Below are 12,196 nucleotides of genomic sequence, written 5' to 3' on the forward strand. Positions count from 1 at the left end.
GTCCCGGGCGGGTGGCCGCAGGAGAGGGGCGGGCATGGGCTGGACGGTCCTCTACATCGCATTCGGCATCGTGGCTCTGTGGCTGCTGGGCGAGGTGCTGCTCCAGTACAAGGCGCGACTGCGCTGGCGACTGCTCGCCTTCAGCGGCTTCATGGGTGTGGTTCTCGGTGTTCTGCTGCCCTCCGTCCTGGTCATCGCACTGGGTGCGATCGCCTTCGCCGTCGGTCAGACCTATGTGACGCTCTCCTTCCGCCGGGGCTTCTCCACCGGCTGGGCGATAGGCGGCAGTCCGGGGGCCAGCCGCCGCCGGAAGGACACCGGCCGGCCGGCCGCCGAGCGCGAACCGTCGCTGGAGGTCTCGGATCTGGAGTACCAGCCGGCCGCCGCGCCCGCGGAGGCCACCGCGGCCTATGACCCGGAGCCGGTCTACGAGCCGGAGCCGATGCCCGACGACACCGGGCAGTACGGCGTCTACAACGACTACGACACCCCGGCCCATGACGCGCCCCAGCAGGGCCGGACCCAGCAGCCCGACGCCGACGGATGGGGCAGCGGCGCGTACGACGCGTACCCGGGCTACCAGCAGCCGGGCGGCCAGGACAGCTATACGGGACAGGGCGGTTACGCGGCGCACGACGCCTACCCGGGCCAGGACGCCTACCCGGGTCCGGACCAGGACGCCTACCAGCCGGGCCACTCGGGCGAGCACACCTACGCGAGCCAGGAGAACTACCCGGGCCAGGACGTCTACGCGCAGCAGTACGACTACGGGAACGGCCAGCAGCAGTACACCGGATACTCCGATCCGTACGCCGACCAGGCCAACGGCGGTCAGCAGTACGGCTCGTACGACAGCTTCGGCGGCCAGCAGCCGTACACCGACTCCTACGGCGGCCAGCAGCAGTACGGCGCCGAGACCCCGCCCGGCGGCGTCTGGGTCCCGCAGCAGCGCGAGGGCGAGCAGGCACCGCCGCCGCAGCAGCCCCAGCAGCAGGGCTACGACCCCGACTACAACGAGCAGCAGTACCGCTACTGACGGCCCGTCGTATCCGATCGACGGTCAGGTCGGGTCAGGCGGCATCGGCCGACGGCTCACTGTGAGCCCCGGAAGCCGGCCCCCTCGACGATCAGCCCTGCCACCAGCGCCCCCGACATCCCGGCATGCGCGAGTCCGCCGCCCGGATGCGCCCAGCCGCCCGCCAGATACAGCCCGGACAGCCGCGTGGTGTTCGCCGGACGGAGCAGCCGCCCCGCCGCCCCGGCCAGCGCGGGCGCCGGCACCGAGCCACCCGCCGCACCCGTCTGCGCCGCGGTGTCGGCGGGCGTCCGTATCTCGCGCCACATCAGCCGCTCCGTGATCCCCGGAACGGCCGCCCCCGCCGCGGCCACCAGCACATCGGCGTATCGCTCGCGCAGCGCGCCGTCCGTCCAGTCCACCGGGCCCTGCGGGGCGACCGTCGCGGTGACCGTGACCGCCTCATGGTCACCGTCGGGCCGCGTCGCCGCGTCATCGGGCCGCAGCACCGCGACCGTGGGCCGCTCGGCCGTGCGGCCCGCGAAGACATCGGCGGCCTCGGCGCTTCCGTCGGGGGAGTGCACCACCGTACGGTGCACGGCGTCCCCGTCCCGGGCGCCGCGCAGCGCCAGCAGCACCGTGAACCGGCCGGGCACCGGAGCGCCGCCCGCCTTCGGTGGCCGTGGCTCGCCGTCATCCCACAGCTCGCGCTCCACGAGCCGCCCCGGCGCGATGCCCGCCACGACCCGGTCCGCCGCCACGACCGTGCCGTCCGCCAGCTCGATCCCGGTGGCCCCGCCGTCCTTCTCCGCGATCCGGGTCACCTCGGCCCCGAAGACGAACTCCACCTTGCGGGCCAGGCACCGCTCGTACACCGCGCGGGCCAACTCCCGCATCCCGCCCCGCACATACCAGCTCCCGAAGGTCTGCTCCAGATACGGGAGCAGCGCGGCGCCCGCCGGCGCGTGGCGCGGATCGAGTCCGTACGACAGGGCGTATCCGTCCAGCAGGGCCGCCAGCCGGGGATCGGCCAGCTCCCAGGCGCCGATCTCCGCGATCGTGGCGGCCCGGCGCGCGCCGCGCAGCAGCCGGCGCTGCCGCACCGCCGGATACGGATCGCGCCCGAGCACCTGCCGGTCGGTCCACAGGGGCTCTTCGAGCAGCGGCCGGCGTGAGCGGTCCCAGGCGTCACGGGCCCGGCCGAGGAACTCTCCCCACCGCTCCCCGGCGCCCGCGCCCAGTGCCGCGTCCAGGGCGGAGACCACGCCTGCCCGTGACGCGTTCGGCAGCCGTACGCCGGTGCCGTCGGCGAAGACATGGCGGCTCGCCGGATCGACCTGACCGAGCTGGACGCACCGCTCCAGCGGCTCCTTGCCGGTCTTGACGAACAGATCGCGGTAGACGGCGGGGAGATGCAGCAGACCGGGGCCGGTGTCGAAGACGAAGCCGTCCCGCTCGAACCGGCCCAGCGAACCGCCGTACGTCGCCGAGCGTTCGTACACCGTCACCCGGTGTCCTGCCACGGCCAGCCGGGCAGCCGCCGCCATGGCGCCCGTCCCGGCGCCGATCACCACGATCCGTGCCATGCCAGGGACTTTAACGGGGCCCACTGACAGTTCAGCCGGGCGGTGCCGCCATCCCGCCTCCGGCCAGGCGTTTCTCCGCCCGGCGCTGAGCCCTGCGGCGCAGAAAGCGGCGGATCCTGGCGGCGAGGAAGGCCACCGTCGCGATACCGAGCACCAGCAGCGTGCCCGCGACGACGGCGGCGGCGACCGGATGGAAGACCGCGAAGGTGATGATCCCGGCCACGCCCAGATCCTCGGCCGTGCTCACGGCGATATTGCTGAACGGCTCGGGGGAGGTGTTGACCGCCATCCGGGTCCCCGCCTTGACGAGATGGCTCAGCAGGGCGGTCGACCCCCCTACCGCACCGGCCGCGATCTCCGGCAGCGAGCCGCTCTGCCCGGCCAGCAGCGCACCGACCACCGCCCCGGAGAGCGGTCTGACGACCGTGTGCGCGGCGTCCCAGACCGTGTCGACGTACGGGATCTTGTCCGCGACCGTGTCGCAGAGGAAGAGCACCGCCGCGGCGATCAGGACATCGGTGCGCTGCAACGACTCGGGAACCTCGTCGGTCAGCCCTGTCGCGCCGAAGACGCCGAACAACAGGACCACCGCGTAGGCGTTGATGCCGCTGGCCCAGCCGCTGGTGAAGATCAGGGGGAGTACGGACACGGGCGCGATCGTATCCAGCCGCCGCACGGGTGCGCAGGGGGTCGGCGGAACCGCGGTGCGCGATGGGCCGGAGTACGGAGCACTGAGTACGCGTACTCAGAAGGCGAGATGAGTAGGCACGCGGATGGGACGTCACTCGCGCGGACGGAAGAGTGGAGACCACGGAAGGGGCGCGGCGCCGGCACCGCCGGCACGGGGCGGCGGAACGGCGCGGCTCCCCTGACGGAACGGGGGCGTGCGACACCACGACGAGGGTGTAGGGCACCACGGGGAACGCACCGGTCCGGTGCGGCTCAGGGGGACCGGGCCGCACCGGACCGGTCGTATGCGGGTGACCGGTGACCGGTGACCGGTGACCGCGGGTGCCGGCGGACCCGCCCGCCGGGCCGGCACCTCTCCGAACGTGCGAACGAGACAAAAACGCAGGTCAGAGCCGATTGTCAGTGGTGTCCTTCAGGATGGACACATACGGCCACAGCGCCGTCACACGACGACAGGAGGTTCGTCATGGCCAGCTCCTACGCCGGTGCCGCACACCGGCGCCGCACAGACGGCCCTGCCCCCTCACTGACCGGACCGCCGACCGATGTCCATCCCGTGCCGCGCCGGGCCACGGCCCCGCCCGCGGCCCTCGATCTGCTCGCCCAGGCCCGTACGGGACTTGACGAGGCAGCGGCCCTGGACACTCCGAACGAGCGCTATGCCACCGCTCATCTCGCCGCCCTGCGCACCGCAGCCGCGGTCCTCGCGGCCCGGGGCCGCCCCGAGACCACCGCGCGGAAGCGCCGCCGGATCAGGAGCGCCTGGGAGGTCCTGCCCGAGATCGCGCCCGAGCTGACCGAATGGAGCAGCCTCTTCGCCTCGGGCGCCGACCGCAGGGCGCGCGCGGAGGCGGGCATACGGGGTGCGGCGAGCAGCCGCGACGCCGATGATCTGCTGCGCGACGCGGCCATGTTCCTGCGCCTGGTGGAGCGGCTGCTGGTGCTGGAGCCGGTGCTGCCCAGGCCCCGCGCCGAGCAGCCACGGCAGGGCGGCGCCGCTGGGTGATCCGGCGCCGCTGGGGGATCAGGAGGGACGACCGAGGCAATAGGGTGGGCGGAGCCCGCACCGTTCCACGCCCCGCCGTCCGGGGCGGCCCCGCGCCGAGGAGTCAACTGCCGTGTCGGACCGTTCCCCTGTCGCCGGTGGGGAGACGCCATCGCGCTCCCGGGGCTCCCTCCGTACCGCCGTGGTCTGGGAGGTCCTCAGGGACGCGCTCGACCACCGGGTCAAGGCGGCGGGGACGGACGTCCTGGACGTGCTCGACACGGGAGGGGGCACAGGCAGCTTCTCGGTGCCCGTCGCCCGTCTGGGGCATCGGGTGACCGTCGTCGACCCCAGCCCGAACGCGCTCTTCGCGCTGGAGCGCCGGGCGGCCGAGGCGGGGGTCGCCGAGCGTGTCCGCGGGGTGCAGGGCGATATCCACGGGCTCTTCGACGTGGTCGGGCGCGGTGGCTTCGACGCGGTGCTGTGTCACGGCGTTCTGGAGTATGTGGACGATCCCGCCGAGGGCGTACGGAACGCGGTCGACGCCCTCCGCCCGGCCGGCGCGCTCAGTCTGCTCGCCGCGGGCCTGGGCGGCGCCGTGCTGGCCAGGGCGCTCGCCGGGCATTTCAACGAGGCCCGTCGGGCGCTCGGCGACCCGGCGGGGCGCTGGGGCGAGGGCGACCCGGTGCCCAGGCGCTTCACCGCCGAGCAGCTCACGGAGCTGGTCGAGGCCGCCGGTCTGCGGATCGGCGCCGTTCATGGCGTACGGGTCTTCGCGGACCTGGTCCCCGGCGGTCTGGTGGACACCCAGCCCGGGGCGCTGGAGGCCCTGCTGAAGCTGGAGGCCGCCGCCGCCGAGCTGCCCGCGTTCCACTCCGTGGCCACGCAGCTCCATGTTCTGGGCGAGAAGCGGGACTGATCCGAAGTCCCCCTGGAATACGGGCTGAAGCACGGACCGGAAGCCCCCGGAACCCCCTCCCCGGACCCTCTTCGGAGCCTTCCGGGAGGCCCTCCGGAGGCCTCTGGGAGGGTCCCGGGCCTGCCCCGAGCCCGGCCGGACCGTCCTCCGGACGCTGATCGCCCGGCTGATCAGGGGCGCAGCCGCGCATGGAGTGCGCCACAGGCCCCCCGATGGGACGTCTGGCGCCGTATGATCGGGGTACACCTTCCGGCATGACGGATCGATGGTTGGGGAATCAACGCCTCAGCGGCCGAGTCGACATGGCGGCCCGGAATGGCGAAATGGCGTTGAGGGCGGGTTTCACGGGGGCGATTCCCTGCCTATCCTTGAAGGAGCCGCATACCGGTCGCCCCCCGCGACCGACGACTAGGAGGACTCCGTGCCGCTCTCGGAGCACGAGCAGCGAATGCTCGAGCAAATGGAGCGAGCGCTGTACGCCGAAGATCCCAAGTTCGCGACAGCGCTTGAGGGAAGCGGGCTGCGTACGTACACCCGGCGACGGGTCTACCAGGCAGTAGCCGGCTTCCTGGTGGGTATCGCGCTCCTCATGGCCGGAATGGTCGCCCAGCAGATCTGGATCAGCGTGGTGGGGTTCCTCGTCATGCTGGGCTGTGCGGTCCTGGCGGTCACCGGGTGGCGCAAGGCGCCCAAACCAGGTGAGCAACCGGCGGCGGGCGCAGGCCCGGCCGCCCGACAACAACAACCCAGACAGCGTCGCTCGATGATGAACCGGATCGAGCAGCGGTGGCAGCGCCGCCGTGACGAACAGGGCCAGTGAGTCCCTGAAGGTTCTCAGGCTTGGCCGTACGACTGAGGGGCGGACGCGGAAAGCGTCCGCCCCTCAGCCGTGCCCGGTCACCGGTGTCCAGGTCCGCGCCTTTCCCCGGCCCCGCACGGGGCCGGGGAAACAGACGGTGTGGCTGAGCGTGTCGGCCGTGCTACGGAAGGGCCTCAGCCGACCGGGCCCGTACCGGCGGTATCCGCGCGGCGTGTCCGCAGACCGGCCGTGAACGCCCTGCGGCGCTCCGAGGCGGCCCAGACCACTCGTACGGACGAGCGCGGCGCCAGCAGTGCCCGTAGCCGGGTCCAGCGGCTCACCGGAGCCCGGAGCCCCTCATGGATCAGCCGGGCGTCCTCCGCGAGCCCCGTCCCGGGCCGTGGCCGTGGCGCGTAGAGCACCTGCTCCACCGAATCGGCCACGCGGTGCGCCGCCTCGGCCGCCGGGCCCTCCAGCTTGCCCAGCCGCACCAGCCGGGCCGCGGTCTTCCGCGGGGTTTGTGACTCGTCCGGCGGGATGCCGTGGTCCCAGGCCGTATCGGTTATTTCCCGCCACACCGCGAGTGTCCGTGCCACGGCGTCGGCTTCCGTACGCCCTCGGGAGCCCAGCCGCCGGGCCCGTATCTCGCTGCGCCACAGCATCGGCAGCAGAGGCAGTCCCACCACCAGCAGTACCGCCAGACCGATCAGCAGCCCGAGCCTCCACGGGATCCCCCCGCCGGTGGCCGTCGGGGCCGCGCCGGGCGCGATCGTGGCGCACTCGGGCGCCGGCGTCGCCTGCTCCTGGCAGCTCTCCGAGGCGGACGGCGCCACGGACGGCGCGGCGGAGGCGCTGGCCTCGGGCCGGGCCGGGTCGCTCTCGCTGCCCGCCGGGGTGTCCGGACGGGTGTAGTCAGGAGCGCTGCCCCGGCTCGGGGTCGGCTCGAAACGGGTCCATCCGACCCCTTCGAAATACAGCTCGGGCCAGGCGTGCGCGTCCCGCAGCCCGACCGACATGCTGCCGTCCGACTGCGGGGAGCCCGGAGTGAAGCCCACCGCCACCCGCGCCGGTATGCCCAGGGTGCGGGCCATGGCGGCCATCGTGAACGAGAAGTGGACGCAGAAGCCTTCCTTGTTCTCCAGGAAGCGGGTGATCGCCGCGGCGCCGGTGCCTGAGTCCACCTGGGTGTCATAGGTGAAGCCGCCGTCCAGCGCGAACCAGTCCTGGAGCCTGACGGCCTTCTCGTAGTTGTTCGCAGCGCCCTCGGTGACACCGAGGGCGGTCTCCTTGACGATGTCCGGCAGGACCGCCGGGACCTGGGTGTACTCGCGGCGCAGGGATTCCGGCGCCTCGGGCGCGCCGGCGAGCTGCTCCCGGGTCGGGTTCACCTGGAGGCTGCCCACCTCGTACCGGGCGCCGCGGGTCGACTGCCCGCGGTCGCCCACCAGCGTCCGCCCCTCGGGCTCGAAGCGCCACCGGCCGTCGATGTCCACCCTGGTCGCGGGATAGGGCATCGGAAGATAGTTCTGCCGGTACCACCCGGCGGTCGTGATACTGGTCGTGATCTCGGTCGTGCTCACGCCCCGGTTCAGCCCCGGGGGTCCGGGCAGCCGGTCGGGCACGTCCTCGACCCTGCGCTGCGAGAACCTCCAGGACGTCCCGTCGAACCTGTCCAGCGCCATGATCCGCAGATACATGTTCTGGGTGTTCGGCGCGTTCGTCTTGTAGCGCAGCGCCTCGCGGTCCTCGGGCTGGTTCAGATTGTCCTGGAGCGAGACCAGCGGGTTCACCGCGGAGATGGTGCCCCCGCCGCCCAGTCCCGAGCCGTTCCCCTGGCCCGCGCCCGCCAGCAGCCCGCCGTCCAGCGTGGGCAGGGCCGCCGGGACCACCAGCGCTATGCCCAGCGCCACCGCCCCGATCCTGCGGCCGGTACGGACCGGGGCGGGCGCGCGGCCCGCCGCCTCCAGACCGGCCGCGAACCGGCCCTGCGAGCGCGCCGCACCGCCGAACACCCGGCCCCACTGGGACAGCCGGTCCCGGCCCTCGGCCAGAAGCAGCAGCAGATAACCGGCGGCGGCGAGCAGGAACCACAGGGAGCCCCCTTCACCGCCGGAGAGCCCCGCGGCGACCGAGTAGAGCGCGAGCAGGGGCAGCCCGGCCGGGGCCGCGCTGCGGAACGTCACCGCGAGGGCGTCCACCGCGAGCCCGATCACCAGGACGCCGCCCACCAGCATCAGCCGGATGCCGTCGGTGGCCGGAGCCGGTATGGCGTACCGCCCGACGTCCTCGCCGCCCGCCGTCAGAAGCTGCCCGAACTCCTGGAAGACCCCAGGTGTCGGCAGGACACCGAGCAGTGCCCGGTCCGCCGCGAAGACCACCGTGAGCATCAGCAGGGCGGCGACGGCCTGGAGCGCCACGGTCAGCGTCCGGGCCAGCGGCACCCGCCGGGCCAGCGCGCCCACCGCGCCCAGCACCGCCACCATGATCGCGGCGTGCAGCAGCCAGGTGGCCGGCTGGACCAGCGGCACCAGGGCGCCCGCCGCCATCAGCGTGGCGGCGAAGGAACAGAGCGCCAGTCGTGTGCTACCGCTCATGACCATCCTCCGGTGGAGCCTGTCGGACCGCCCGTGACGGCCGATTCGGAGCGCTGTCGCGCGGCCTGCCGCCACAGCTCGGGCAGCGCCGCGCCCGGCGGCACCAGCAGGGCCGTCCACCCCGCTTCGCGGAGCTGCCGCAGCCGCTCCTCGACACGGTGGTCCGGGGCCATGCCCTGGGCCCAGCCGGTGCTGTCGAGCACAAAGGCGACGGCGACACCGCTGCGCTGCCGCATCCGGGCCACCACCGCGGTCTGTTCCTCGTCCAGATCACCGAGGAAGGCCACCAGCAGCCCCTCACCGCCGCGCAGCACCTCATACGCACCGGAGAGCCCGGGACCGTCGGAGTGGTCGACGACCGCGAGGGTGTCCATCAGCAGTCCGGCCGAGTCGGCCGCCCCCTGGGTCGCCCCGGCGTAGCCGTCGGCGCCCTCGCCCGGCACCGAGCTGCCCGTGTCCGTCAACAGCCTTACCGCGAAGCCGCGTTCCAGCATATGGACCAGTGCGGAGGCCGCGCCCGACACCGCCCACTCGAAGGCCGAGTCGGGACCCGCGCCGTGATAGGCGCCCCGTCTGGTGTCCAGCAGCACGGTGCATCGCGCGCGCTGCGGCTGCTCCTCGCGGCGCACCATCAGCTCGCCGTACCGCGCGGTGGAGCGCCAGTGCACCCGGCGCAGATCGTCACCGTGCCGGTAGCCGCGCGGAATCACGTCGTCCTCGCCGGCCAGCGCCTGGGAGCGCTGCCGTCCGTCGCCGTACGCCGGTGACTCGCCCGCGAGCCGCACCGGCGGCAGCGCCTCGGTGCGCGGGACGACGGTCAGGGTGTCGAACGCGCTGAACGAGCGGGTCAGTTCGCACATACCGAAGGGATCGCTCAGCCGTAGCTGGAGGGGCCCGAGCGGATACCGTCCGCGCAGATCGGAACGGACCCGGTACGACACCTCACGCCGGCCGCCCGGCTCGACCCGGTCGAGCACGAACCGGGGCCGCGGGCCCAGGACATACGGCACATGGTCCTGGAGCATCAGCAGTCCGGTGGGCAGCCGCGTGACATTGTCCATCCGCAGATGCACCCGGGCCTCGGAACCGGCGGGGACCCGGGCCGGCGAGAGCCGCCGGCTGCCCGCCACCCGGTAACGCGTGCGGTAGAGGACCGCCACACAGATCAGTGGCAGCACGGTGAGCAGAAAACCCACCTGGAGCAGATTCGACTGACCCAGGACGAAGGCGCAGACAACCGCCGCGACCCCGGCGGCGAGGAACGACCGGCCACGCGTGGTCAGTCCGGACAGCGCGGGCCGCAGCCCGCCCTTGTCCTCGCCTTCCACCCCGGCCGGCCCCCCGGACGCCATCACAGCCGCCGTACGCCGGCCTGCCGGCCGTAGAGCGGCCCGGCCGGTCCGCCGGGACCGCCCGGCGTCTGGTGGCCCTGGACACGCCCGCCGTCCGCTGTGGGCACGGGGACGCGCTGGAGGATCTCCAGCACGACCTGCTCGGCGGTACGGCGGTTCAACTGCGCCTGGGCCGTGGGCAGCAGCCGGTGCGCGAGCACCGCGACCGCCAGCGCCTGGACATCGTCCGGCAGGGCGTACTCCCGCCCGCTCAGCGCGGCGGCGGCCTTGGCCGCGCGCAGAAGATGGAGCGTGGCGCGCGGCGAGGCGCCGAGTCTGAGATCCGCGTGATTACGCGTCGCCCCGACCAGCTCCACCGCGTACCGCCGTACGGAATCGGCGACATGGACCGTACGCACCGCGTCGATCAGCTTCACGATGTCATGGGCGTGGGCCACCGGCTGGAGATCGTCCAGCGGGGAGATCCCGCCGTGCACGTCCAGCATCTGCAACTCGGCCTCGGGGCTGGGATATCCGATCGACACCCGGGCCATGAAACGGTCGCGCTGTGCCTCGGGCAGTGGATACGTGCCCTCCATCTCCACCGGGTTCTGCGTGGCCACCACCATGAAGGGGCTGGGCAGTTCATAGCTCTGCCCGTCGATGGTGACCTGACGCTCCTCCATCGACTCCAGCAGCGCCGACTGGGTCTTGGGCGAGGCGCGGTTGATCTCGTCGCCGATCACGATCTGGGCGAAGATCGCGCCCGGCTTGAACTCGAAGTCCTGCCGCTGCTGGTCGTATATGGACACCCCGGTGATGTCCGACGGCAGCAGATCGGGAGTGAACTGGATACGCCGCACCGAACAGTCGATGGAGCGCGCCAGCGCTTTGGCCAGCATGGTCTTGCCCACGCCGGGGACATCCTCGATCAGAAGATGTCCCTCGGCGAGGAGCACGGTCAGCGAAAGCCGTACGACCTCAGGCTTGCCCTCGATCACACCCTCCACCGATGCGCGGACACGCTCCGCTGTGGTGGTCAGATCAGTGAGGCTCGCTCGATCGTCATAGGTCGTCACCCGGCCCTCCTCGGCCCTTTTACACGGGCCGATGCTCATCGGACGGCCCGGCCCACCCCGAAACACGGACACCGTCCCCGGAAAGTTCCGGAACGCTGTCACAGACGCATTCTTGTTGCCGTTACCGCTTCGTGTCACTCGCCTGTGGATAAGTCGGAGGGATATGTCAGATTTGCCGTCTATCTGGTTTCGGTGGAGCGCACCCGCCGGTCCCGGTGGTGCTCAGACGACCGGGTCGATCTCCCTCAGCAGGCCCGACTTCACGTCGAAGACGAAGCCCCTTATGTCGTCGGTGTACGGCAGGAAGGGTGACGTCCTGACGCGTCGCATCGACTGCCGTACGTCCTGGTCGACATCGCGGAACGCCTCCACGGCCCAGGACGGCCGCTGGCCCACCTCCATCTCCAGTTCATGACGGAAGTCCTCGGTCAGGCTCTCCAGACCGCAGCCGGTGTGGTGGATCAGCACCACGCTGCGGGTGCCGAGCGCGCGCTGGCTGATGGTGAGGGAGCGGATGACGTCGTCGGTGACCACGCCGCCCGCGTTGCGGATGGTGTGGCAGTCGCCCAGGGCGAGTCCGAGGGCGCCGTGCAGGTCGAGCCTGGCGTCCATGCAGGCGACCACGGCGACCCGGAGTACGGGCCGCGCGTCCATCCCCGGGTCGTCGAACCCGGCGGCGTAGCGGTGGTTCGCGTCTACGAGACGGTCGGTGACCGTTCCTCCGGTGCGTGCCGCACCGGCGGGAGCCGCGGCGGGCTCTGCGGGGAGATGTGCGGAAGTCGACATACCTATGACGGTAATGGTCCGGCGCCGGTAAGGCCCGGGGTGAGAAGGGACAAAGAACGTCAACTCGGCGTGGTGTGACCTACCCCACAAGGGTGAGTGCAGTGGAACCGAACGGGCGGAATGCGGCGTTTATGGTCTTGTGGAGGGTCACCCCGGCGACGCGCTGACCGCCCGCTTGACCGGAAACCCCGAGTGCCGGTGGACTAAAGTGGCGGAAGTTCCCGGGCACGTCCCGGACACATTCCGAATTCCCCGCGAGTGCGGCGTACGTGCGGCTCGGCCTCCTCCCGCTCGACGGTCGGCCGACGCCCTTTCCGGCGCCGGCGGACCATCTCCCCTTCTGAGCGGGCGGGGACCCGGCGGTACGTACCGTCGCGCCGGACCTGAGAGGGCGCATGAGCGAGCGCAGCGA

At 72.3% G+C, this 12,196-nt stretch carries 10 protein-coding genes; 4 read left to right on the forward strand and 6 right to left on the reverse strand.

Annotated elements, in window-relative coordinates; all coding sequences use genetic code 11:
- The first annotated feature begins 34 nt into the window (after positions 1 to 34).
- A complete protein-coding gene (locus tag OG214_RS28520; RefSeq protein WP_405986361.1) occupies positions 35 to 1,036 on the forward strand; it encodes a hypothetical protein in 1,002 nt (333 codons plus the stop codon).
- Positions 1,037 to 1,092: 56 nt separating this feature from the next.
- On the opposite strand, the gene OG214_RS28525 is transcribed toward OG214_RS28520, so the two are convergent.
- A complete protein-coding gene (locus tag OG214_RS28525) occupies positions 1,093 to 2,601 on the reverse strand; it encodes a phytoene desaturase family protein (protein ID WP_405986362.1) in 1,509 nt (502 codons plus the stop codon).
- Between the two features lie 31 nt (positions 2,602 to 2,632).
- A complete protein-coding gene (locus OG214_RS28530) occupies positions 2,633 to 3,250 on the reverse strand; it encodes a DUF4126 domain-containing protein (protein ID WP_405986363.1) in 618 nt (205 codons plus the stop codon).
- Between the two features lie 507 nt (positions 3,251 to 3,757).
- Between OG214_RS28530 and OG214_RS28535 the strand changes: the two genes are divergently transcribed.
- The 3 genes from OG214_RS28535 to OG214_RS28545 all read left to right on the forward strand — a co-directional run bounded on the left by OG214_RS28535 (position 3,758) and on the right by OG214_RS28545 (position 6,015).
- Positions 3,758 to 4,297 carry an SAV_6107 family HEPN domain-containing protein gene (locus tag OG214_RS28535; protein ID WP_363085371.1) on the forward strand — a complete coding sequence of 180 codons (540 nt, stop codon included), beginning with the start codon at positions 3,758 to 3,760 and terminating at the stop codon, positions 4,295 to 4,297.
- Between the two features lie 112 nt (positions 4,298 to 4,409).
- Positions 4,410 to 5,195: a methyltransferase gene (locus OG214_RS28540; protein WP_383040033.1), complete on the forward strand. Its 786-nt coding sequence runs from the start codon at positions 4,410 to 4,412 to the stop codon at positions 5,193 to 5,195.
- 421 nt (positions 5,196 to 5,616) lie between these two features.
- Positions 5,617 to 6,015 carry a DUF3040 domain-containing protein gene (locus OG214_RS28545; protein ID WP_365902360.1) on the forward strand — a complete coding sequence of 133 codons (399 nt, stop codon included), beginning with the start codon at positions 5,617 to 5,619 and terminating at the stop codon, positions 6,013 to 6,015.
- Between the two features lie 173 nt (positions 6,016 to 6,188).
- Here OG214_RS28545 and OG214_RS28550 read toward each other — a convergent pair whose 3' ends face one another.
- The 4 genes from OG214_RS28550 to OG214_RS28565 form a co-directional block, all read right to left on the reverse strand.
- Positions 6,189 to 8,588 (reverse strand): DUF3488 and DUF4129 domain-containing transglutaminase family protein, encoded by a 2,400-nt coding sequence (locus OG214_RS28550; protein ID WP_405986364.1) that lies wholly within the window; start codon positions 8,586 to 8,588, stop codon positions 6,189 to 6,191.
- The gene (locus tag OG214_RS28555; RefSeq protein ID WP_363083391.1) at positions 8,585 to 9,940 is read right to left on the reverse strand and encodes a DUF58 domain-containing protein; all 1,356 of its coding nucleotides are present in this window, start codon (positions 9,938 to 9,940) and stop codon (positions 8,585 to 8,587) included. Before OG214_RS28555 ends, OG214_RS28550 begins: the two co-directional genes overlap by 4 nt.
- Entirely contained in the window at positions 9,940 to 10,998 is a 1,059-nt protein-coding gene (locus OG214_RS28560; RefSeq protein ID WP_363083390.1) for a MoxR family ATPase, read from the reverse strand. Before OG214_RS28560 ends, OG214_RS28555 begins: the two co-directional genes overlap by 1 nt.
- A gap of 222 nt (positions 10,999 to 11,220) precedes the next feature.
- Entirely contained in the window at positions 11,221 to 11,847 is a 627-nt protein-coding gene (locus tag OG214_RS28565; protein WP_383040025.1) for a beta-class carbonic anhydrase, read from the reverse strand.
- Positions 11,848 to 12,196 lie beyond the last annotated feature (349 nt).

It is taken from the genome of Streptomyces sp. NBC_00872 (assembly GCF_045161915.1).
In the GTDB taxonomy this organism is placed as follows: Bacteria; Actinomycetota; Actinomycetes; order Streptomycetales; family Streptomycetaceae; genus Streptomyces.